The organism is Paenibacillus sp. BR1-192 (assembly GCF_029542445.1).
Taxonomy (GTDB): Bacteria; Bacillota; Bacilli; order Paenibacillales; family Paenibacillaceae; genus Paenibacillus_AQ; species Paenibacillus_AQ lautus_A.
In genome coordinates this window covers 5,874,896-5,895,785 of record NZ_CP120718.1, presented here as the reverse complement: position 1 = coordinate 5,895,785, position 20,890 = coordinate 5,874,896, and the positions used below count along the sequence as shown (strand labels likewise).

Below are 20,890 nucleotides of genomic sequence, written 5' to 3'. Positions count from 1 at the left end.
AGAGCCATTAGCTCAGTTGGTAGAGCACCTGACTTTTAATCAGGGTGTCGAAGGTTCGAGTCCTTCATGGCTCACCATTTTTACTTAGCACGAAAAGATGTATCCCTTATATTATGCGGTAGTGGTGGAATGGCAGACACGCTATCTTGAGGGGGTAGTGGGTGTATACCCGTGGAGGTTCGAGTCCTCTCTACCGCATACCATGTTGAATAAGAAGCTTCACGCATAGCGTGGAGCTTTTTTATTTATATATCAGGATTTCCATAGAGATTATCCATATTTTAGATATTTTTCATTGCGCGTTTATGCAAAACCGGTGTTTCATCTCTGGTCAAGAGGTTAATATCATATCGTGGACGAGCAACAACTTCCAAATACCTATAAGGAGTGATTCAGAATGGCTAATAACAATAATGGAAAGATGAGCCGTGAAGAAGCAGGACGTTTAGGTGGAGAAGCAACAGCGAACAACCATGATAAAGAGTTTTACCAAGAGATCGGACGGAAGGGCGGCGAAGCGACGTCCCGCTCCCATGACAAAGAATTTTATCAGGAAATCGGCAAAAAAGGCGGAGACTCCACGTCAAACTCCCATGATAAGGAGTTTTATCAAGAGATTGGCCAGAAGGGCGGCGAAGCGACTTCCGACTCCCATGGCAGGGAGTTCTATGAGGAAATCGGCCGCAAAGGCGGCGAGGCTACCTCGGATTCCCATGGTCGCGAGTTCTACCAAGAAATTGGACAGCAGGGCGGCGAAGCCAGAAACGGCAGCGGCAGCAACGGGGATGGCAAGATGAGCCGTGAAGAAGCGGGCCGCAAAGGCGGCGAGGCTAGAGCCCGGCAGCGCCAACGGGGAAATTAATGAAAATTCAGCGGATGTAAGAAGAGACTCCCGTTGGAGGGGGTTGAAACTCTTTCATTCAAAAGATCCGCCTTCAGACACACTTGTAAATAGCAGCAGCCATGACTCCTTTTAGGGAGACATGGCTGCTTTCTTTTTTAGCCTGACTATCATGGCGCATTATGGAAAAGACGAAGAACGTACTGGACATTTGATACGGTGTATGATAATTATATGATAATGATAACCATTCTCATTTAAGGTTGGGGTCTGCAATGATGTTAAACCTATCGATGAATACCAGCAAGGGAGAGCCAAGAGAATACAGCGGGTTCATGGCCCGTTTATGGAATATGGATATTGTTCATGGGCAAGGGATGTCCTTGGAACAACAGTTGGCCGTGCAGCCGGCCTTGATCGTCCCGCTTAGCGGAGAGACCTGTTTGCAGCAGGCAGAGCAAGTGACACGCATGAATAAGGGGTGCGTTTATTTTTGCGCGGCTGGATCTACTTTTGGTATTACGAGCGGCGAGTACTGGAGTTCCGAGGAACAGGAACAGACAGCGGTGGCGATTCTTCATTTTGGCTTCTATGAAGGGATGTCGGGCTGCGGTCGGTTGCATGAAGTGGACGGCGCCGCATTCATGCCCTATGACGGCATCTTTGTCATCAGCTCCCCGGACCGCTTGAATCTCGTCTGCCGGGCGATGTATAAGGATTTTCACAGCATGGAGCCCATGAAGCAGTGGAGGGCTCAGCTGGATTTTCAGGAGCTGTTGTACACGATGATGGCCGAATGCAGCCCATATGCCAAGAATGATAAACGGCAAGCGCTGGACCGGGTGAAGGAGTATATCGAAGAGCATTACGATGAAGATTTAACGATCGAGCAGCTGGCGAATCTCTCCGAACTGAGCCCCAAGTATTTTGTAGAGGTATATAAGAAGGCCTATGGGCACAGCGCGATGGATTATTTGGCGAGCGTCCGTTTGAACAAGGCCAAACAATTGATGCTGGGTTCGGATTCCTTGCTGCGTGAGGTTGCCCATATGGTGGGGTATAAGGATGAATTTTATTTCAGCCGCAAATTTAAGAAAGCTTTCGGGTTCTCGCCCTCCGCCTATATGAAGACAAGGAAAAATAAACTGGCGATGTACGGCTCAACGAGCCTATTGGGTTACGCCATGCCGCTGGATTTCACGCCGTATGCGGCTCCGCTTCATCCGAAGTGGTCACAACATTACTATAACCATCTCGGCCCGGATATTCCGGTCCATCTGGATGCATACCGCCAGAACCATAACAAATATGCGAATCTGGAAAAGCTGGCCACGGCACGTCCGGAGCTCATCGTGTGCGCGCAGGGGGTCGAGGAGTGGGAGAAGGAGCAGCTTCGGCAGATCGCCCCTCTCTATGAAATGCCGGGAGAGCAGGAAGGATGGCGGTTCAATCTGCTCAGTCTCGCCAAAATGCTGGACAGGTTGCCTGAAGCAGAGCAGTGGATTGAAGCGTTTCATCACAAGATATCGGCTTACCGGGAGAAGCTCCCCTCTAGCAATAGGGAAGCCCGCACGCTTTTGACCGCGCGCCTGCATCAGGATGAACTTCGGGCATACAGCCATCCGGGCATGAAGGAAATACTATTCGATGATTTCGGTTTTCAGCCGGCCCTGCCTATGGATCAGCTTAATGAGGGGTGTTTAACGATGGAGCAGATCAGGGAGAGCCGTGCAAACCATCTGCTTCTTCTGATCCGTCAAGATTCCGAAACGCTTGCCTATTGGAGGAGACTGCAGGCGACGCCGGAGTGGATGACCATCTCCGCGGTGAGAGAGGGAACGTTCCATCAAATATCCTCTTATCCTTGGCGTGAGTATTCGCCCATTGCAATGGAGCAGATGGCGGAGGAGGCCATCCGGTTGTTTTCCGGAAAATGTCCATGAGGAATCCGGTTATTTGTCCATGGTGCAAAAAGAACAAATCCGATAGTATGATCAATAATGATAATCATTATCAATTATTAAATGATCATGGATCATGGAAGGGGTAACTGGAGAGAGATGAAACGGATGAAAATGGTCTTGGGGTTATTGCTGGTATTTGCTTTGGTACTATCTGCTTGTGGCGGAGGTAACGAGGCTAAAGATACAGACGGAGCAAGCACGAGTAATGCAGGAAGCACGAACACCGCTGAGGAGAATAAAGCTTCGAACGAAGAAACACCCGCTGCGGGCGAAACCAAAGTTGTGAAATATCTTGATCAGGAATACACGCTTCCTGCCAAAACGGAGCGGATCGTTATCACGGGTGCCGTCGAAGCCATGGAGGACTCTATTGTGCTGGAAGTGAATCCGGTCGGAGCGATCAGTTTCTCGGGCTCTTTCCCTCCATTGTTTGAGTCGATTACGAAGGATGCCCAGTCGGTAGGCGAGAAAACCGAGCCGAATTTCGAAACGATCCTCTCGCTTAAACCGGACGTGATTTTGGGATCTTCCAAGTTCAAGCCGGAGGTCGTGGAACAATTGAATAAAATTGCCCCGACGATACCTTATTCTCATGTATCCACCAACTGGGAGAGCAATTTGAGATTGCTGGGCGAGTTGAGCGGCAAGCGGGAACAGGCTGAGCAAGAGATCGCTAAATATAAAGAGGATCTGGAAGCCGCAAAGGCAACCATCGGAGACAGCCTGAAGGACAAGAAGGTTTTGGCGCTAAGGGTTCGTGCGGGGGAGATGTACATTTACCCGGCTGGGGTGTTCTTTAATCCGGTATTGTACGAGGATCTGGGAATCGCCGTACCGGCTGAGGTAGAAGCCGCGCAAGCGCAGGAGCTGGTCTCCAAAGAGAAAATGGCTGAGATGAATCCGGATTACGTGTTTGTCCAATTCTCTCCGGACGAGAACAAGGATACGCCGAACGCACTGGAAGAGCTGCAGAATGATCCTATCATGAAAAACCTGAACACGTTCAAGAACGGAACGGCTTTTGTCAACGTGGTTGACCCGCTTGCTCAAGGCGGTACCGCGTACAGTAAAATCGAGTTTCTGAAAGCTGCCGTCGAAAATCTTACGAAATAATATCATTGATTCCAGTATAAACGTATAAGGCGTGTTGTTCATGGGGTTCAAAAAATCGCTGCCGGCTGTCATCCTTGTGATGGCCCCGGCAGTCTGCTTATTGCTCATAGCGGCCTCCATCCTGTATGGAGCCAAGAATATTTCGATGGATACCGTCTGGGACTCCATCTTCGCTTTTGACCCGGAGAGCATCGACCATCAGATCATTATGAGTTCCCGGCTGCCCCGAGTCGTCGGGGCTATGCTGATCGGTGCTTTTCTGGCGGTTTCGGGAGCTCTTATGCAGGGGATGACAAGAAACTATCTAGCCTCCCCCTCCATTATGGGGGTATCGGACGGTTCGGTGTTCGCGGTGACCTTGTTCATGGTATTCATTCCGAATGCCAGCTCCAATATGTACATTGTCAGTTCATTGGTTGGTTCCGCGATCGGTGCAGCCGTCGTGTTCGGATTAGCATGGCTAATTCCAGGGGGGCTCAGTCCGGTTCGGCTGGCTATACTCGGAACCGTGATCGGGACGTTTCTTAGCGGAACGGCCGAAGCTTTGGCAGCTTATTTTCAGATTTCCCAAAGCATCAGTTTTTGGTACAATGCCCGGCTGCATGCCATGGATCCCGAGCTGATCAAGCTGAGCATTCCGTTTGCGATCGTCGGTTTGTGCCTCGCCGTGGTTTTGTCCAAATCGATCACGCTGCTCTCCCTCGGGGACGAGACGGCCAAGGGGCTTGGCGTCAAAACATGGCTGGTGAAAGGCCTTGCGATGCTGGCGGTCGTGATCTTGACGGGCGTATCGGTGGCGCTGGCAGGGAAGGTTGCCTTTGTAGGCTTGATTGTCCCTCATATTGCCCGGTACTTATCGGGCTCCGATTACCGATGGATCGTACCGGTGTCGGGCGTGCTTGGCGGCATGTTCCTGGCGCTGTGCGACATTCTCGCCCGGTTCGTGAACAGCCCTTTCGAGACGCCGGTCGGTGTCATCACTTCGCTGATCGGCGTGCCGTTCTTCCTCTATCTGATCAAGACGAGGGGAGGGGCTCAGCGTGCGTAACACATCTTATCGGTTCCCGATGGTGCTGGCAGGCGGGATAGCGGTCGTATTGGCAGCCGTTTATTTCAGTCTGACCAACGGAACGTTTGACATGTCCATCAAGGAAGTATTCCAGACGCTCTTTCGGATGAAGCCCAATGCGGACTTTGATCTTGTCGTGTTTGAATTCAGGCTCCCCCGAATCGTGCTTGGCGCCCTTGTCGGGTTTGCGCTCGGTATGGCCGGTGCCGTCATCCAAGGGGTTACCCGCAACGGGCTTGCGGATCCGGGCATCCTCGGCATCAATGCAGGCGCCGGCATGGCGGTCGTACTGTTTATGTTCCTGCTGCAAGGGCAGATCACGATGACCGGCTGGCTCGGGGTAATGATGATGCCCATGTTCGGCATCGCGGGCGGTTTGGCGGCGACCACGGCCATATACATGTTTGCGAGAGAAAACGGAAAGCTGGATCCCCAGCGGCTCATACTTGTGGGCATTGCGATCGCATCCGGCTTTGGAGCCGTTACCATGTATGTTTCGCTTAAAATGAACCCGAAAGATTATGAGATGGCGGTTGCCTGGCTTGCCGGCAGCCTTCATAGCGCCAATTGGAAGTTTGTGGTGACCATGCTGCCGTGGCTCGTTATTTTGCCGCCTGTCATCTGGCTTCGCTCTCAAGTGCTCGACTTGTTCCAGCTGAGCGAGGAAAGCGCGAAGAGCGTCGGGGTATCCGTCGAGCGCGAGAAAAATAGACTGCTTCTCTGCAGCATCGGCCTGGTAAGTGCCAGCGTAGCCGTATCCGGCAGCATCGGGTTTGTCGGCCTGATTGCTCCGCATATGGCCAGGCAGCTTGTCGGACTGCGGCACAGGCATATCATCCCGATCAGCGGCATAGCGGGCATGGCGATTGTTGTCATAGGCGACTTCATCGGCAGAACGATATTCGCTCCGGCCGAGCTTGCTGCAGGCATTGTGGTATCCGTGATCGGGGTTCCGTATTTTATCTATCTATTAATTCGCATGAGAAAATAAAAGCAGCTTTCGGGAGGATCACATGAATCGTTACAAGCAGCTGGCAGTTGAAGGCAGAGAGCTTACACTGTATCTGCCTCCTTCCTATCTGGAGTCTGACCGTTCCTATCCTGTTGCCTACGTTCAAGATGAAGGAGATATGTTCACGGACTGCCTGAACTATTTGAATCATTTGTTTGCGGCAGGCCGGCTGGAAGAGGTCATCCTGGTCGGAATCTCGACAACGAACCGGAATCGTGAGTATACGCCTTGGCCGGCTGAGCCTTTGCTGGAGAGCAACCCTCCTTTCGGCGGGGAGGGGAGAGCTTATGTGGATGAGGTAGCGGATGTCATCAAAGCATACATGGACCATCGGTACCGAACGCTTCCAGCGCCTGAGCATACGGCCATCATCGGAGGTTCCTTTGGCGGTTTGATCTCGATGTTCGCGGGATATTGGCGTCCCGATACCTTCGGACGGATCGGCATGCTATCGGCTTCGTTATGGTACGATGGGGTGATGGACTACATCCGGAAGCAGGGAAAATGGCCAGCTGAACAGCGGGTGTATATGTCCGTCGGGCAGCTTGAAGGGGCGTATAAGCAAAATGCGCAGAAAAACATGTTTGTGAACAACGTGGAGGCCCATCGGTTCTGGCTTGAGCAAGGGGTGAGCCCTGAGCGGCTGCAGCTGGCGGTAGATCCTGACGGAACCCATGATCCTATCTTTATGTCCAGAAGATTTCCGGATGCGCTGCGGTGGCTGTTCGTCGTAGAAGCAGAGGAGCAGGCGAAGGGGCGAGCTCAACATGAGGATCCGGATTATCAGGAAAAGCACGAATCGCATAATAATCAAGTAAACCAAGTAAAGGCCACTTTGTTTTCCGTACCGGGAACGCTGACCTGGTCCATGCAGTCCGACGTGACGGGACGCGAATACCGCATTTTCATCGCCGAGCCGATGGGACCGCCTCCTGAGGGAGGTTATCCCGTGTTATATTCGCTGGATGCCAATGCCACCTTCGGCACGCTGGCCGAAGCCATCCGCCTGCAATCCCGTACGCCTCGGGGCATTCCCTCTGCGCTCATTGTCGGCATCGGCTTTGACAGCGACAGCCCTATCGTAAGCAGCGAACGCTTCTATAACTTTACGGAATATGCCGATCCCGCTGAACTGCCAGTCCGGCCAAACGGCATGGATTGGCCGGAGACGGGCGGCGTGGAGGCGTTCCTTACCTTCATCGAGCAGCAGCTGAAGCCGGCCGTGGAGCGGCGGTATGCCGTGAACCGATCGAAGCAGGCGCTGTTCGGACACTCGCTCGGTGGATTTTTCACCTTGTATACCTTATTCACCAGACCGGATGCCTTTTCGCGGTATATTGCGGCATGTCCCTCGGTGTGGTGGAAGAACTACGCGCTGTACCAGCGATGGGAAGAGGGGAAGAACCGCTTACGACAGAGCGGGGAGCGCAAGTCGCTCCGCCTGTACGTGGGGGCCGAGGAGAAGCCGTCCATGGTGAAGGATGCCAGGGAACTCTATGCCTTTCTCAGAGGGCATGAAGAGGTGCTGGAGACGACGTTCGACGAAATTGAGGGTGAAGGGCATGTTTCGGTACTGCCGACCCTCATAAGCCCCCTGCTTCGTTTTGTGAACGCGTAATCAACCAAAGAATGCCTCAAGCATAAATAAGCAGCTTCGAATCCAGTGATCATCGGGATATCGAAGCTGCTTATTCTGTGTTGTATGCAGACGGGTCGTTAATCGGGCAATTCCGGATCATCGAGAATGGAAGAATATTTCGGGTATAATCTGCGAATGCAATCCGGACAAATATCATGGGTAAACTCAATGGGGAGGCGGCTCTCCAAATAGCTCTCCACAGGCTCCCATTCATCCGCTTGTCGAACATATTTGCATACGGCACAGATAGGAATATGTCCTGGAAGAGGGAAGCTGTGAGCCAGCGCTTGTTCCAGCAGCAGTTCCTTGTGCTTGAACTTCGTAATATCCGTGAACGATATCATGGCTCCGTGAACACGGCCGTCCTTGTTCATCATCAGCGGCAGCACCTCGCACAGAACCCAGTTCTGCCGGTCATTCCATTCCACGGCATATTCAAAAGAATAATCAGGCAGCTTGCCCAGCATCACTTCCTTTACGGAGGGCAAATCCATCTCATGGGAAAATGGATCGAATACAGAACCAAAGTGCCTGAAAGTCATATCGAAAAAAGATGCTCCATGCCACCTAAAGTCAGGAGGGACACCGTATTTTTCGGCCATGGCAATGAGCGGATCGTTGATTTTGTCTATGATGCCATCCGGGGTAATGACCATCAGCCCCTTATTCAAGGAGTGCACCGCATTATTCCAGGATGTGGTCATGGTATCGTAGGGCAATTTACTCGCTCCTCGTACGGAATAGACTCATGAGTAAAAGATACGACGATCCATGAGTACTATGGTATAATTTAGGCAATATATCTAGATTATACACGTAATTAAGTCATTATGCAAGAAAAAAAATACGTACATAAGATATTTTTCTTTTAAAGAGAAATAGGAAGGCGGTTGTTTGATGCAGTCTATTTACCAACGAATCGAACATCTCATAGAAAGCCGGGGTATGACCAAGAAGGCGTTTTGTGAAACCCTCGGGATCAGCACAGGAAATTTTGGTGACTGGAAGAGGGGAAAAACAACGCCGAGCACGAATAAATTGATTGAGATTGCAGCATTTTTTTCCGTCAGCCTGGATTGGCTGATTATAGGAAGAGGCAGTCCGACCAGCCGTGTCAAGGAAGCCCGCGGGGAATATGAAGTAGATCCGGAATCTTTGGATCCTGCCTTAATGTCCGGTCTGGCAGAGCATGAGAAGGAATTTATACGCGAATACATCGAGTTTTCGGCCTATCGGAAGGACAAGCGCAGCGATAAGAGCTAGCTGATGCAAAAGCCCGGGCCTAAGGCCCAGATTTTGGCGCTTTACATTTGAGCAAGAGGGCAGTATAATAGGGAATGTTCGCTGCAGAACATCCCTTATACATGCGGTAGTGGTGGAATGGCAGACACGCTATCTTGAGGGGGTAGTGGGTGTATACCCGTGGAGGTTCGAGTCCTCTCTACCGCATACTTCATAAAGAAGCTGTTTATCAAGTGGAATTCCCTTTGATAAGCGGCTTTTTTTGTTATGTTCTTCGCGTGCCGGGATAATGCTCATCTATGGTGAAATGCCTTATTTATCGTTTCAAATTGCCCTGAAAGTTTAAAGAGTACATGTAGAGACCATAATAGGGCATGAAGGAGATGAACGAGCATGAAACCATTATACACAGCAGATGTTAAAGTCGTCGGAGGGCGGGAAGGCTCCGTTGAATCTACCGATGGCGTTCTCAATCACAAATTAAGCATGCCGAAAGAGCTCGGAGGTCCGGGCGGAGCCGGAACCAATCCGGAGCAGCTGTTCGCGGCCGGTTATGGCGCCTGCTATGAATGCGCCCTGGCCAACATCGCCCGCAAGGAGGGCGTCGAGCTGAAGGATGTCGTGATCCACTCCCAGGTGTCGATCGGAAAAGACGAAGGCGCTGACGGCTTTAAGCTGGCAGTGAAGCTGAAGATCGAAATGCCCGGCATCGAACGAAGCCAGGCGGAGGATCTCGCGAAGAAAGCGCACGCGTTTTGCCCGTATTCCAAAGCAACCCGGGGCAACATCGACGTGGAGTTAAGCGTAAGCTGACGATGGAGGATTCGGATGGCTCTCTAAAATGGGGGTCATCCTTTTTTGTCGGCTAAAGACGCTCAATATGAAACTTTTTACATGATACGCCGTACTTCAGTTAAAGCTATGCATTGAAAGGGGCGCTTGGAATGCGAATAGAACAAATGATAGAGGAACGGTTTGTATGCAGCAAATGCGGAGGGAACCACTGCCAGACGAAAGAGGTCTCGATGTCGGGGGCAGGCTTGAGCAAAATGTTTGATATTCAGCACAATCATTTCCTATTTGTTTCCTGCACGAACTGCGGATATGTGGAAGTCTTCAACCCGGATATATTGGAAGGTAAAAAGAGGGGGCAGCTGGGCTCGATCCTGGATGTGTTCTTCGGTTGACATCACCCCTAAAATTCTTTAATATGACTAAGTACCAGAAAGTACAAACCAGTCATAAGGAATTTAAATAAAATAAACGGGTGATGAACATGCCATACAGACCGCAGATTGCAAATGTGACCACAGCTGGAAGCAATGAAAAGGAAGGGCTTTACGAATTCATTATCCACACGGCCGACGGAACGGATATTCGCGTATTCTATAACCGCTTCCCGGAATGGAAACTGACTGCGCTTAGCCGACTTGGGAAAGTACCTTGCCCGGTTTGTCGTAAGGATTTCATATGCAAATGCATGGAGAAATTCTCGAACGAATTCGACCAGCAGATGAGAGACGGCGAGTGGCTGAACAAAGCTGCTGAGTAATAAACCAATAAGCGTACTTGATCAAGCGTAGGAGAGGGCTCCTGCGTTTTTTCTTTTTTTATGGTGTGAAGGGAGCGAAGAAAATATGAAGGATCGTGCAACCGAAAATCATGAGGAATATGCAATTGTGCTGATTGATGGCGTGTGCCATTTGTGTCAGGGGCTGACTCAATTCATTATCAAGCGAGATCCCGCGGGTGTTTTCCGGTTCGCTTCGCTGCAATCCGATATCGGTCAGGAGCTGTTGAGGCAGGGAGGGCTCGATGGAGATTCGCCGGAGACGATGGTGCTGATTGAACAGGGGAGATATTACACCAGATCGACGGGAGCTCTTCGGATTGCGCGGCGTCTTTGTTTTCCTTGGCCGCTGTCGTATGTCCTGATCCTGATTCCCCCTTTCTTACGGAACCTGGTGTACCGCTGGGTGGCGAAGAACCGTTACCGGTGGTTCGGGCAATCCAGTGAATGCATGGTCCCGACGCCGGACATTCGGCGCCGGTTTTTATCCTGATTCCGCCTGTTTTAATGATGATGCTCTGCCGTGCCTTCTTGGAATGTCGGAGTTCCCGCCTCCAGGTAGGCAAGCTCGGCCTCGGACAGTTTGCCGACGGCGAACGGTTTCTGGGGAATGATGATGGAGCCGTTGTTGCCGCTGTGCAGCTTGATGAAATACAGCCCCTCTTTATCGAAGGTTTTGGTTACCGTATACACGCCATCGCCCACCTCGACCGCATCCGTCATGGGATCCCGTAAGGAACCGTCATGGCTCCACAGCTCGTAGTGGACAAAATCCGCACCGGGCACTCTTTTGCCGTCTTGGGTAAGGATAATCTCGATGGTCTCCGGCTGTTGGACGGATAATGCATCCGGAATGTTCACCTCGGCCATCAACGGGATTTCTTTTTCATACCGGTCGGCTGCCTCGGGACTGGCCGAACAAGCGCTCAGCAGCAGAACCGATAGCAGTACGGTTATAATAATACGGCCTTTTACGATCATGAAACCGCCACCCCTTATTTTTGATTGAGTCCTAAGCGAATCAGGCGTTCAGGAAAGCCTTGATCGCCGGTATCTTCCGCACAATGACAGAATCGATGATCCACACGATGATGAGAGACAAGCCCACAAGCGGGAACAGAATCCCCAAAGCGATAAACAGCAGCAGGAACAGCCTCATGCGCTTGGCGCCTGCCTCGGGCGCTTTCGGAGCCCCCAGTCCGTGATCCGGCTTTCGTTTCCACCACAAGTACAAACCGCTTACCGCTATGAGAATGATGCCTAGGCATATCAGCAAACTGAAAATCTGGTTGACGATGCCGAATTGGGTTCCTTTGTGCAGCGTAATGCCCAGGGCAACGGCTTTGCCGACGAATCCGTAATGATCATAGCGATAATCCGCCAACACCGCGCCGCTGTACTGGTCGATATGCATGGTGGCTTCGTCCTGCGCTTTCGGCGGATAGGCCGACAACGTATACACCCCGTCCGCTTGCTGCGGGATGCTGATGGTGTAACTCGGATGCATTCCCTCGCTTCGGGCTACGTACATGACATCTTCAATCGGAAGCGGCATAAAGTCGGAGATGGTGGAGTTGGGAACCTCCAGATTTTCGGCCGCCCAAGGCACCTCAGCCACTTCCTTCGTCTGCAGCACATGAGAGGATGGCGCACTGCCCGACCAGATGGAAGGAGGATAACCGACACCGGTATTGGTTGCCACGGTTTGGAAATTGCTGCCCCACAGGCCTGACCAGGGTAATCCGGTCATGACGAGAAACAGCATGCCAGCCGCGATCCAGAATGCGGGAACGGCGTGCAGGTCCCGGCGAAGAATCTGCTTGCCCTTGCCGAGCCTCGGATACAGGATGCCTGCAAGGCTTCTTTTCTTTTTGCTTTTGTTTTTATTTTTCGGGAACCATAAAAACAATCCGGTGATGATGAGCACGATCGCCCAGCAGGCGGCAAGCTCCACGATCCGGTCCCCGATGGTCCCGACCATCAGCTCGCCGTGGAACTCCTCGATTTTGTCCATGATCCGGTCTTTGTCTTTCAGCTCGCCTATCTTTTCTCCCGTATAGGGGTCCATGAAGACGGTCATGGATTCGCTGCCCGAGGTAAGACTGATTTCCGTGGAGCGGGAATCCGACTCGCCGGGGCGGTATTTCGTGATGGTAGCGTCAGGGTAGAGCTCTTTCACTTGTCCGACCAGCTTGCTGGGCGTTACCCGTTCGACTTGAGGGGTTACCGTGTAGTAGTCCCGATATAACGCTTGTTCAATTTGGGGCTTAAATAAGTAAACGGAGCCGGTTACAGCCAGGATGATCAGAAAAGGAGCGAAAATGATGCCGGCATAGAAATGCCATCTCCAGACGGTTTTGTATAATGCGGCAGAGCTTGGATTTGCTGTTTGATTTTCATTGGGTTTGGCTGCCGGTGTTTTCTTTTTCCCCATGGCTCGTGGCTCCTTTTCAAATACGGCTAAAATTTATATAAGATGAACATATGCGTTCATTTCATATGCAATCAGGTTCATAGCTACTTAAGCGGTGCCCGGAAACCGGCTTGCTCGGCTTCTTCCTCGCTGCAGAACCACTGCTCCTGCTTCGTGCGCTCATAGTACGGGGATTCAGGCGTATGATAGATTTTCTCGCCCTTGGAGTTGATGTTGCCTTTAATGTCGCAGGCTTGCTTGGACGGTTGGGGTTTCTCGGTAGGCGCTTGGGTTGCTGTGGTGTCATGGTTGTTGCTCTTATTCGTATCGTCCTGTTCCTCGGGATGGAATCCGTCTTCCTGGGCGTAGTTCTCTACGCTCCATATGCCGAGCCCCTTGTCCCGGCTGATCCGCTGCAAATCATCGAATTTGTCCACATAGCGCGTGTTGGGCGGATAGATGTAGGCGACGCGGGCCAGTCCTTCTTCAAGCAGCGATTCCTGGACCATTTTCCCGTCGGCATACACGTAAGCGAGCAGCCTGGAATATTTATCCCGGTTCGGACCGATATCGAACTCCAATTCAAGCCGATCGGCTTGTTCCACGAGCTCCTTCGTAAAAGCCTTGGCCTCGGGCCCGAGCGGCTGGACGCCCAGTTTCGGATGGCTTGTCTCGGGCGTGTCGACCAGCAGCATGCGAACATTCTCTTTTTTGCCCTCGAACATGACGCTGATGGTGTCGCCGTCAACGGCTTTGACCAATTCCACGGCAACCCGCGGCAGGTTCAGATCATCGGTGGGATAGGTCGTCTGCTTGGCATTCGTTGTGCCGGCGTCTGTCTTGGCTTCGGATGTACGGGTCGCTGGGGTTTCTTCGTTCGACGTCGCAGGGGACATCAGCGGCTGGCTGCAGCCGGATAATAACAGCAGGGCGGTTAGAAAAGCGGCTAGTATACGTTTGTTCATGGGTGTCACTCTCCAAGCTTGGAAGTATTGGTTTAGATGGTTTAGGAGTTTATATATGTTAATTCTATATAAGAAGTTTCTATATAGAGAACACTCGTTCTAAGCCTATATAGTAGGACATTTATCCTTGTTTTGACAATAGTGATTAAGGGCTATATCTACATAAAAAATAAAATCTTGCCGTTATCCTGCAACTGTGATATTCTAATGTCAAATTATAACAGACAACGGAAGCACCGTTCATTGTCCGCGATTTTCGCGGCTTTGACGGTGCTTTTTTTGCGTTGTTACAGAAGAGAGGGATTGGCATGATGATACCGGCCCGACTAGTGCTGGCAGTGCAGGATTCCCGGTATGTCGAACCGCTGTTGAATTATGTGCATGGAAGCTCCTACGGATCGGCCCTGCAGGTGACCGCATTCACCCGCGTAGAATCATTCCTTCATTATATGGACTCGGGGGAGAAGCCGAATTTGGTCGTGGGGGATGCGGATATGCTGGAGAACTGGCTCAGCCAGAGGGAGGCATCGGTTCCATGGCTGCTCCTAAGCGAAGGCCATTCGGCGCTTTCTCTTATGGAGGGCTGCGACAGCACCCCCAAATACCAGCCGCTGCCTCAGCTGCTGGACATCATGATAACCCGCTGCAGGCGAAGCGGGGGAACGCTGGATAAATGGAATTCGGGATCAACACCGGTGCTCGGCATCGTCTCTTCCCTGGGAGGGAGCGGGAAATCAACGATCGCCATGAACATGGCGAAGCAGCTTGGCGTGCTCGGTTTGAGAGTTTTCTATCTCAATTTGGAGAGCGTGAACAGCAGTGCGTTGTTTCCGTCCGGATCCGTCGGCATGGAGGGGAGCTTTTCGCGATTACTGTATGACGTTAAGGCCTCCCAAGAATCGGCTTCCGAGACGGAGCTGTCGATAGCTCCCTATATCATCAGGCATCATGGCTTGAAGTGCGATTCCTTTGAGCCCAGCTTCAACGTTAAGGAAATATCGGAAATGACCGTGGACGATACATCCCTGCTGTTGACCTCCCTGATATCATGCCATCATTACGATGCCATTGTGGTGGATACCGAGGGGGACTCGGGGGAACGATTGCAGGCGGTTCTCGAACAGGCCGGACTGCTGATCTGGGTGCTGATGGATGATTTGATCAGCATGCATAAGAGCGGCGTATGGCTGGATCAATTGGAGCTTAAGAGCCCCGCCCAGTTCGGAAGCGTGAGGAAACGGAGCCGCTTCATCGTCAACCGGTACACGGGTCAGCTTGTTAACGGGCTTCCCCGCAAGGATATGAGCGTAGACGGCGTGCTGCCTTATATACCTTCATGGAAGCAGCTCCATCGGGAAGATCTGCTGTTGTCCTCGCCGATCTATCAAAGGGAGGTATTGAAGCTCTGCCAGCAGCTGCTGGAGGGCTCGGGTATCATGCCGGTTCATGCAGGCGGTGGGAAGTGATGATGGAGGATCCGTTTAAATCGGTTCGGGATCAGGTTCGGTCCGAGCTTGATATGAGTGCGAGCGTTAACAATTCGGAATTGATGGCCCGCATCGAGGAAGTGGTGTGGAGAAGACGCGAGCTCATGGAGTTGACCGCAGCCGAGAAGCGGAGGCTGGTGCGGAGGGTATTCGATTCTTTTCGCGGGCTGGATGTGCTTCAGCCTCTGGTGGACGACCCCCGGATTACGGAAATTATGATAAACAGCCACCAGGATATATTCATCGAGCAGGACGGCGAGGTCAAGAAGCTGCCGCTCCAATTCGAGTCCCAGAGCCGGCTGGAGGATATCATTCAGAGCATTGTGGGTACGGTAAACCGGGTGGTGAATGAATCGACGCCCATCGTTGACGCGAGATTGAAGGACGGCTCCCGGGTGAATATCGTGCTCCCGCCCATCGCGCTGAAGGGGCCGACCATGACGATCCGCAAGTTTCCGGAATCGCCGATGACGATGGATGATTTGGTTGGAAGGGGAGCGCTGACGGAGGAGGCGGCAGAGCAGCTTCGGATATTGGTCAAGGGCAAGTATAACATTTTTATAGGCGGCGGGACGGGGTCGGGGAAGACGACTTTCCTGAATGCGCTGTCGCAATATATTCCGCCTGATGAACGTGTCATTACGATCGAGGACTCGGCGGAGCTGAAGATCGTGACGGTCCCGAACCTCGTGTCGCTGGAGACCCGGAATGCCAACACGGAAGGCCGGGGGGGAGATCGCGATGCGCGATCTGATCCGTTCCTCGCTGCGGATGCGTCCCAATCGGATCGTGGTGGGCGAGGTGCGGGGCAGCGAGGCGCTGGATATGCTGCAGGCCATGAATACAGGGCATGACGGAAGTCATTATAATATAAAATGTACAAGATAATAAGTTAAAAAAAATCAACGGTACTCAATCTCAGCCGTTGCTGGAAAGAAAGTATTCTTTTTACCTTTTACGTTACGTTCTTCAGTGTGAAGGGTGATTTTTTTAAATATTGCACACACTATATCTTGCTTTTCCTCATCGTTCGTCATTTTCCATAGAGAAGGTAAGTTGAATATTGTGTCATTGATTTGCGGTTTGTTACTATCCTTTATTTTATCAAGTTTAGCATTAAGTATGTCGAGAGACTTCTTCTCTTCATCCATTCTCTTCTTCAGGTCATCGAGGGAAATGATTTCCTCAGCGAATGCATATTGCCATTTATCGATACGTGCATTGACCTTCTTTATGTCTTGTTCTAAGGACTTTATAGAATCTTGTCTTTTCTGTTCAACTGCTGCGAACTTCTTTTTATCTGAATCAATTAATTCATTGTCGGTAATGATCTTTTTTACATGTTCAAAAATAAGATGTTCAACATGTGTCTGTCTAAACATAGGCATGTCACACGACTTATTTTCCTTCCTGCGACTACACCAATAATAAGCACTTCTTATTGCGGTTCCATCTTTTAAGCTTCTTTTCGTAGTTAGCCGTCCATACATTGCTGAACCACATCTTCCGCACCGGAGTACGCCGTTAAACCAGTAAGTGTTTATCCTTCCAAAACCTCCAGTAGATCTTCTGCGCATCAACTCAATATGTTCGTTGAACTCTTCTATAGTCCAAACAGCCTCGTGAGATCCTTCTGCTTCAACAACATCCACGCGTTCTTCTCTTTTTCGTTGGGGGTACTTTCCGTTGGGGAGTTTGCTTCCGAATCTTATTATGCCGGCATAAAAGGGGTTTTCTAAAGTTAAGGCTACTGTGTTTGCGGTCCAATTATATCTTCTTCTTTTTATTCCTAAACGAGTGAAGTGAGCTGCTATTGATTGATAACTAAGCCCTTCCATGTACAAAGCCCTAAGTTGTCTTAACACGCTAAACTCTTTTGGAAGAGAACTTCCTTGTTCATCATAACCATAAGGGTATTTGCCGCCTGGTTTCTTCCCTTCTAAAGCCTTTTGAACCATACCCATTCTTACTCGTTCCGCTGTTGTTTCTCTTTCGAATTGTGCGAATACTCCCAATATACCTATCATAGCCCTGCCCATTGCAGTGGTAGTATCAAACTTTTCTTGTTTAGATATAAACCCAACGCCAAATTTGTTCAACTTTTCAAGTAGATCATACAGGTCTCGAACGGATCTAGTGAAACGATCTAATTTATACACCAAAATAGCCTTAAACTCATTGTTAGCCGCAGCTTTAAGCATCTCTTTCAGCTTTGGTCTGTTGGTATCTTTCGCTGAATAACCATCATCTATGTAAATATTAGCTACTTCTAAACTATTGGATCTACAATAATCCGTGAGGTCCTTTTTTTGTCCTCTTATTGAGTAACCTTCTCTCGCTTGATCCTCTGTACTGACACGTATGTAAATTGCTACCTTCACCTACATCACCTCTTAATAACTGATCATGTTCCATTTCAATTTACCAATTATTTTTAAATCCTCAGCTTTACAGACAATAGGGTCATACGCTGGGTTTGCAGATTGCAAAATAACTTGTCCTTCTCTGATATATACTTTCTTCAATACTGCTTCATCGTCAATCAGGACAGCAGCTATTTCTCCATTTTCTACACTTGATTGTTTTCTGATTAAAAGAAGGTCGCCTTCTTCAATTCTGGCACCATTCATCGAATCGCCTTTTGCTTTTAAAAAGAAGTGTTCTCCACCCTTAGCAAATTCTTTGGACACTGGTATGTATTCCTCAATATTCTCATAAGCCAGAGTTCCATTACCGCAACACACTCTTCCTACCAATGGAACAGATACAACACCAATGTTATCTGTTTCAAGTCCGAAGAAAGATTCAGCTCCATCGAGAAGTTGAATAACTTCTACATTCAATGCATCTGCAATATCAGCTAAACGATCCATATCTATTTTTATTTCGCCGTTCTCATATCTTTGAATAGTTTTCTTGGTTAACCCTACTTTTTCGCCAAGTAGTTGTAAACTTAAATTTCTAGTTGTTCTATATTTTTTAATGTTTTCTCCCACAGCCCAATAAAAAAGCTTAGAACCAGAATTAACCATTTTATATTTACCTCACTAATATTATTTTATGAATACATTATAACCATAAAAAGACACGTTATTCAACATGTATTTTATTTTCGTGTCTTTTTGTGGTTGACTCCCTCCGAAACTCGTGTTAACCTTGAGGTGTCTTCATAAGACACGATACAGCAGCAGGGGAGGTGATAGCATGATCATCACGGTAAAAGCTGCGCGTGTGAATAAAGGATTATCCCCTCAGGAGGTGGCAAATCATCTAGGAATAGCCAAAAGAACTTATCAGCGTAAGGAAAATGGAGAAATTAGGATTTATGCTGATGAAATTGTTGTGCTCAGTCGTTTGTTAGGAGTTCCAGTGCAAAATTTTTTTGAAACACAGTGTCGCAAAAAGACACATAATACAGCTTGATATTAATGGAGGGATCCGAGATGACTGAAAAACCGTATAACCCAGGTTTAAGTGAAGAGGCGTGGAAAAACCTACACAGTTTAATTGCTCGACTCTCCATTAAATATTCAGGTTATGCAATTGAGGATGATCAACCAACAGCATTGCCACGAAAAAGAACAAAAAGATCGTCCTCAGTTGCAAATTAATCGTGGAAGGAGAAATGAAATGAATCAATTGCCAATTGTTGATTATTCCGGTCAAAGAGTTCTGATGACATCGCAACTTGCCCAATCTTATGGAACGGACGAAAGACGGATATCCGAGAACTACAACCGCAACAAAGAACGATACAAAGTCGGTAAACACTTTTTCTTTGTTCATGGAGATGAGCTTAAATCCTTTAAAGAAGCTTACCCGCAAATTGCGGAGAACCTTAAGTTTGCACCTTCATTGATTCTGTGGACTGAAAAAGGGGCTTGGTTGCAAGCAAAATCACTTAATACCGATCAGGCTTGGGAAGCTTATGAAACTTTGGTTGATGATTACTACCGAGTTAAAGAAATGCAGATTGACTTATCATTGCTTACTCCTGAAATGCAGATGTTCAAATTAACTTTTGATGCGGTGGCTAAAGTCCAGCTAGAGGCAGCGCAGACAAAACAAGAGTTAATCGGGTTGCAGACTACGGTTTCAACCATCAAAGAAACGTTCTTACAACGTGATGATAATTGGCGGCAGGATATCACACGACTACTTAATAGGGCTGCTTCCAGGCTTGGAGGATTCAGGGAGGTACGTACAGAGAGCTACAGGCTTCTGGAAGAGCGTGGACGTTGCAACCTTAACATAAGGGTGGCAAATCTCAAGGAACGGCTTGCAGAGTCAGGGGCAACTAAAACCAAGATCAATGACGCTAACCGGCTAGACGTTATCGAGTCGGATCCACGACTCAAGGAAATCTATACAACCATCGTAAAGGAATTGTCCATTGGCACTTTAGTTTAAATCTCAGGAATGGAGAGTGGTCCCATGAAAGACCTAGCTATCCATAACATCCATCGCAGATTAGCTGAAGCAGCATATATGCATATGAACCATGAAACAGGCCGCATCAAGGTTGAGAACATCCCAGCACGATTGATTGAATTGCTCTTATTGCAGAATTACATGTTAATCCGTCAATATGACGAGCTTCACGAGTTGTCTATGGTAGCTTATACGGCTGGTGATATGGAATGGTTGCATAACATTTGCGAAGCCATTGAATTCCTGAAAGACGAAACTTTAACCAAGAAAGGATGGTGAACATGCCAACACCAAACGAATCATTAAGAGCTGCTTTCCAAAATTGCATCAATCGAAGATGCACCAACGAACAGTTAAACAGTTTCCTTGACAGAGCGCGTAGTCAATGGACGGGAAATGCTGAAATGCTCCAGGTCATTGATGAGCTTCAAAAACAAATTTAGGGGGTTGAAGTGAATGAACATTGTTGCGAGAGATTGGAACGCACTGACTACAGGAGAAAAGATGGCTGTCCTTCAGTATGTGGTATCTGAAAACAAGAAGAAGCCGGTCTGGAATAAATGATTTACCTACTAATCGCATGGTTGCTGTTTAACATCTGGCTCCCGGTTGCTTTATATATGCGAGGTGACAGACATGATCAAATGTGAAGGATTAGAATGCGAAAGGCCGGCTCAATACCTTGTCCATGAACATGAGGAACCGCATTGTTTACAACACATGTTGGAAGCTGTTGAAAGCCGATGTTGGACACAAGTGAGGTGGATAGAAGATGAACCTTGGTTACCGAATCAAAGCAAGCGAAGAATACGCCGACATCCAAGCTTTGGCGTTCGTTGGTGGAAGAAAATCAGACGGTCCTTATCCAAAATTCATTTTTAGCAATGACGTGCAGTATGAACGATATGACGAAATCAGAAGACGCATCAGGGGAGGGGAAAGCCTTGAGGCAATTGCAAGCAGCTATAACGTTTCTTGAGGAATTGCAGGAGTGCCAGAAGCGACCAACAAGGTTTGGTGTGGTAGATGCTCAGCACCTTTTAAATACCGACCTGGGTCCTGTCACTGAAGGTTTGAAGCAGATTCAAATTGATTTAGACATGAAAAAAGACCATGGCTGCAACCATGATCTTTGAGTAGTCAT

Annotated in this window: 23 protein-coding genes, 3 tRNA genes and 1 pseudogene; 21 read left to right on the top strand and 6 right to left on the bottom strand. The window is 49.3% G+C overall.

Going from position 1 to position 20,890, the window contains the following annotated elements; translation table 11 throughout:
* Position 1 precedes the first annotated feature (1 nt).
* The 8 genes from P0X86_RS26765 (at position 2) to P0X86_RS26730 (ending at position 7,617) form a co-directional block, all read left to right on the top strand.
* Positions 2 to 77, top strand: a tRNA-Lys gene (locus P0X86_RS26765).
* Positions 78 to 115: 38 nt separating this feature from the next.
* Positions 116 to 198: transfer RNA gene (locus P0X86_RS26760), tRNA-Leu, on the top strand.
* 199 nt (positions 199 to 397) lie between these two features.
* Positions 398 to 862 carry a KGG domain-containing protein gene (locus tag P0X86_RS26755; RefSeq protein ID WP_015737244.1) on the top strand — a complete coding sequence of 155 codons (465 nt, stop codon included), beginning with the start codon at positions 398 to 400 and terminating at the stop codon, positions 860 to 862.
* A gap of 254 nt (positions 863 to 1,116) precedes the next feature.
* Positions 1,117 to 2,784 (top strand): AraC family transcriptional regulator, encoded by a 1,668-nt coding sequence (locus P0X86_RS26750; protein ID WP_277746898.1) that lies wholly within the window; start codon positions 1,117 to 1,119, stop codon positions 2,782 to 2,784.
* Positions 2,785 to 2,901: 117 nt separating this feature from the next.
* The gene (locus P0X86_RS26745; RefSeq protein ID WP_277746897.1) at positions 2,902 to 3,918 is read left to right on the top strand and encodes an ABC transporter substrate-binding protein; all 1,017 of its coding nucleotides are present in this window, start codon (positions 2,902 to 2,904) and stop codon (positions 3,916 to 3,918) included.
* 40 nt (positions 3,919 to 3,958) lie between these two features.
* Positions 3,959 to 4,966: a FecCD family ABC transporter permease gene (locus tag P0X86_RS26740; protein ID WP_009594414.1), complete on the top strand. Its 1,008-nt coding sequence runs from the start codon at positions 3,959 to 3,961 to the stop codon at positions 4,964 to 4,966.
* A 19-nt stretch (positions 4,967 to 4,985) separates the two neighbouring features.
* Positions 4,986 to 5,978 carry a FecCD family ABC transporter permease gene (locus P0X86_RS26735; protein WP_277749095.1) on the top strand — a complete coding sequence of 331 codons (993 nt, stop codon included), beginning with the start codon at positions 4,986 to 4,988 and terminating at the stop codon, positions 5,976 to 5,978.
* A 22-nt stretch (positions 5,979 to 6,000) separates the two neighbouring features.
* The gene (locus P0X86_RS26730) at positions 6,001 to 7,617 is read left to right on the top strand and encodes an alpha/beta hydrolase (protein WP_277746896.1); all 1,617 of its coding nucleotides are present in this window, start codon (positions 6,001 to 6,003) and stop codon (positions 7,615 to 7,617) included.
* 98 nt (positions 7,618 to 7,715) lie between these two features.
* Here the strand turns inward: P0X86_RS26730 and P0X86_RS26725 are convergent, their stop codons facing one another.
* On the bottom strand, positions 7,716 to 8,357 hold the full coding sequence (locus P0X86_RS26725) for a PAS domain-containing protein (RefSeq protein WP_096776505.1): 642 nt from the start codon (positions 8,355 to 8,357) through the stop codon (positions 7,716 to 7,718).
* 178 nt (positions 8,358 to 8,535) lie between these two features.
* Here P0X86_RS26725 and P0X86_RS26720 point away from each other — a divergent pair, with 178 nt between their 5' ends.
* The 6 genes from P0X86_RS26720 to P0X86_RS26695 all read left to right on the top strand — a co-directional run bounded on the left by P0X86_RS26720 (position 8,536) and on the right by P0X86_RS26695 (position 10,943).
* A complete protein-coding gene (locus tag P0X86_RS26720) occupies positions 8,536 to 8,901 on the top strand; it encodes a helix-turn-helix domain-containing protein (RefSeq protein WP_015737237.1) in 366 nt (121 codons plus the stop codon).
* 103 nt (positions 8,902 to 9,004) lie between these two features.
* Positions 9,005 to 9,087 (top strand) — tRNA-Leu (locus P0X86_RS26715).
* Positions 9,088 to 9,273: 186 nt separating this feature from the next.
* Complete coding sequence (locus P0X86_RS26710; protein ID WP_277746895.1) at positions 9,274 to 9,693, top strand: organic hydroperoxide resistance protein; 420 nt, start codon at positions 9,274 to 9,276, stop codon at positions 9,691 to 9,693.
* Between the two features lie 131 nt (positions 9,694 to 9,824).
* Entirely contained in the window at positions 9,825 to 10,067 is a 243-nt protein-coding gene (locus P0X86_RS26705) for a zinc ribbon domain-containing protein (protein WP_006212369.1), read from the top strand.
* Between the two features lie 89 nt (positions 10,068 to 10,156).
* Entirely contained in the window at positions 10,157 to 10,432 is a 276-nt protein-coding gene (locus tag P0X86_RS26700) for a hypothetical protein (RefSeq protein WP_009594434.1), read from the top strand.
* Positions 10,433 to 10,517: 85 nt separating this feature from the next.
* Positions 10,518 to 10,943, top strand: coding sequence for a thiol-disulfide oxidoreductase DCC family protein (locus P0X86_RS26695; RefSeq protein ID WP_277746894.1), 426 nt, complete (start codon positions 10,518 to 10,520; stop codon positions 10,941 to 10,943).
* 11 nt (positions 10,944 to 10,954) lie between these two features.
* On the opposite strand, the gene P0X86_RS26690 is transcribed toward P0X86_RS26695, so the two are convergent.
* From P0X86_RS26690 to P0X86_RS26680, 3 genes are all read right to left on the bottom strand, one after another.
* Complete coding sequence (locus P0X86_RS26690) at positions 10,955 to 11,431, bottom strand: FixH family protein (RefSeq protein ID WP_009594424.1); 477 nt, start codon at positions 11,429 to 11,431, stop codon at positions 10,955 to 10,957.
* A 40-nt stretch (positions 11,432 to 11,471) separates the two neighbouring features.
* Positions 11,472 to 12,884 (bottom strand): PepSY-associated TM helix domain-containing protein, encoded by a 1,413-nt coding sequence (locus P0X86_RS26685; RefSeq protein ID WP_277746893.1) that lies wholly within the window; start codon positions 12,882 to 12,884, stop codon positions 11,472 to 11,474.
* An 83-nt stretch (positions 12,885 to 12,967) separates the two neighbouring features.
* Positions 12,968 to 13,828, bottom strand: coding sequence for a thermonuclease family protein (locus P0X86_RS26680; RefSeq protein ID WP_277746892.1), 861 nt, complete (start codon positions 13,826 to 13,828; stop codon positions 12,968 to 12,970).
* Positions 13,829 to 14,136: 308 nt separating this feature from the next.
* Here P0X86_RS26680 and P0X86_RS26675 point away from each other — a divergent pair, with 308 nt between their 5' ends.
* Both P0X86_RS26675 and P0X86_RS26670 read left to right on the top strand, forming a co-directional pair.
* Complete coding sequence (locus P0X86_RS26675) at positions 14,137 to 15,294, top strand: P-loop NTPase family protein (RefSeq protein ID WP_277746891.1); 1,158 nt, start codon at positions 14,137 to 14,139, stop codon at positions 15,292 to 15,294.
* Positions 15,294 to 16,176 (top strand): annotated as a pseudogene (locus tag P0X86_RS26670) (TadA family conjugal transfer-associated ATPase); the annotation flags it as partial. The gene P0X86_RS26675 and the pseudogene P0X86_RS26670, both read left to right, overlap by 1 nt.
* 41 nt (positions 16,177 to 16,217) lie before the next feature.
* On the opposite strand, the gene P0X86_RS26665 reads toward P0X86_RS26670, so the two are convergent.
* Positions 16,218 to 17,696: a recombinase family protein gene (locus P0X86_RS26665; protein ID WP_277746890.1), complete on the bottom strand. Its 1,479-nt coding sequence runs from the start codon at positions 17,694 to 17,696 to the stop codon at positions 16,218 to 16,220.
* Between the two features lie 12 nt (positions 17,697 to 17,708).
* On the bottom strand, positions 17,709 to 18,347 hold the full coding sequence (locus tag P0X86_RS26660; RefSeq protein ID WP_277746889.1) for a LexA family protein: 639 nt from the start codon (positions 18,345 to 18,347) through the stop codon (positions 17,709 to 17,711).
* A 172-nt stretch (positions 18,348 to 18,519) separates the two neighbouring features.
* Between P0X86_RS26660 and P0X86_RS26655 the strand changes: the two genes are divergently transcribed.
* From P0X86_RS26655 to P0X86_RS26635, 5 genes are all read left to right on the top strand, one after another.
* The gene (locus P0X86_RS26655; protein ID WP_277746888.1) at positions 18,520 to 18,738 is read left to right on the top strand and encodes a helix-turn-helix domain-containing protein; all 219 of its coding nucleotides are present in this window, start codon (positions 18,520 to 18,522) and stop codon (positions 18,736 to 18,738) included.
* A 20-nt stretch (positions 18,739 to 18,758) separates the two neighbouring features.
* Entirely contained in the window at positions 18,759 to 18,926 is a 168-nt protein-coding gene (locus tag P0X86_RS26650) for a hypothetical protein (protein ID WP_277746887.1), read from the top strand.
* A gap of 19 nt (positions 18,927 to 18,945) precedes the next feature.
* Positions 18,946 to 19,725 (top strand): ORF6N domain-containing protein, encoded by a 780-nt coding sequence (locus tag P0X86_RS26645; protein WP_277746886.1) that lies wholly within the window; start codon positions 18,946 to 18,948, stop codon positions 19,723 to 19,725.
* Between the two features lie 24 nt (positions 19,726 to 19,749).
* A complete protein-coding gene (locus tag P0X86_RS26640; protein WP_277746885.1) occupies positions 19,750 to 20,025 on the top strand; it encodes a DUF7667 family protein in 276 nt (91 codons plus the stop codon).
* Between the two features lie 500 nt (positions 20,026 to 20,525).
* Positions 20,526 to 20,882 (top strand): hypothetical protein, encoded by a 357-nt coding sequence (locus tag P0X86_RS26635; RefSeq protein ID WP_277746884.1) that lies wholly within the window; start codon positions 20,526 to 20,528, stop codon positions 20,880 to 20,882.
* Positions 20,883 to 20,890: the final 8 nt, after the last annotated feature.

Coding starts and splice junctions, on each gene's coding strand:
- P0X86_RS26755 (WP_015737244.1), top strand. CDS start 398: ATGGCTAATAACAATAATGGAAAGATGAGCCGTGAAGAAGCAGGACGT.
- P0X86_RS26750 (WP_277746898.1), top strand. CDS start 1,117: ATGATGTTAAACCTATCGATGAATACCAGCAAGGGAGAGCCAAGAGAA.
- P0X86_RS26745 (WP_277746897.1), top strand. CDS start 2,902: ATGAAACGGATGAAAATGGTCTTGGGGTTATTGCTGGTATTTGCTTTG.
- P0X86_RS26740 (WP_009594414.1), top strand. CDS start 3,959: ATGGGGTTCAAAAAATCGCTGCCGGCTGTCATCCTTGTGATGGCCCCG.
- P0X86_RS26735 (WP_277749095.1), top strand. CDS start 4,986: ATGGTGCTGGCAGGCGGGATAGCGGTCGTATTGGCAGCCGTTTATTTC.
- P0X86_RS26730 (WP_277746896.1), top strand. CDS start 6,001: ATGAATCGTTACAAGCAGCTGGCAGTTGAAGGCAGAGAGCTTACACTG.
- P0X86_RS26720 (WP_015737237.1), top strand. CDS start 8,536: ATGCAGTCTATTTACCAACGAATCGAACATCTCATAGAAAGCCGGGGT.
- P0X86_RS26710 (WP_277746895.1), top strand. CDS start 9,274: ATGAAACCATTATACACAGCAGATGTTAAAGTCGTCGGAGGGCGGGAA.
- P0X86_RS26705 (WP_006212369.1), top strand. CDS start 9,825: ATGCGAATAGAACAAATGATAGAGGAACGGTTTGTATGCAGCAAATGC.
- P0X86_RS26700 (WP_009594434.1), top strand. CDS start 10,157: ATGCCATACAGACCGCAGATTGCAAATGTGACCACAGCTGGAAGCAAT.
- P0X86_RS26695 (WP_277746894.1), top strand. CDS start 10,518: ATGAAGGATCGTGCAACCGAAAATCATGAGGAATATGCAATTGTGCTG.
- P0X86_RS26690 (WP_009594424.1), bottom strand. CDS start 11,431: ATGATCGTAAAAGGCCGTATTATTATAACCGTACTGCTATCGGTTCTG.
- P0X86_RS26685 (WP_277746893.1), bottom strand. CDS start 12,884: ATGGGGAAAAAGAAAACACCGGCAGCCAAACCCAATGAAAATCAAACA.
- P0X86_RS26680 (WP_277746892.1), bottom strand. CDS start 13,828: ATGAACAAACGTATACTAGCCGCTTTTCTAACCGCCCTGCTGTTATTA.
- P0X86_RS26675 (WP_277746891.1), top strand. CDS start 14,137: ATGATGATACCGGCCCGACTAGTGCTGGCAGTGCAGGATTCCCGGTAT.
- P0X86_RS26660 (WP_277746889.1), bottom strand. CDS start 18,347: ATGGTTAATTCTGGTTCTAAGCTTTTTTATTGGGCTGTGGGAGAAAAC.
- P0X86_RS26655 (WP_277746888.1), top strand. CDS start 18,520: ATGATCATCACGGTAAAAGCTGCGCGTGTGAATAAAGGATTATCCCCT.
- P0X86_RS26650 (WP_277746887.1), top strand. CDS start 18,759: ATGACTGAAAAACCGTATAACCCAGGTTTAAGTGAAGAGGCGTGGAAA.
- P0X86_RS26645 (WP_277746886.1), top strand. CDS start 18,946: ATGAATCAATTGCCAATTGTTGATTATTCCGGTCAAAGAGTTCTGATG.
- P0X86_RS26640 (WP_277746885.1), top strand. CDS start 19,750: ATGAAAGACCTAGCTATCCATAACATCCATCGCAGATTAGCTGAAGCA.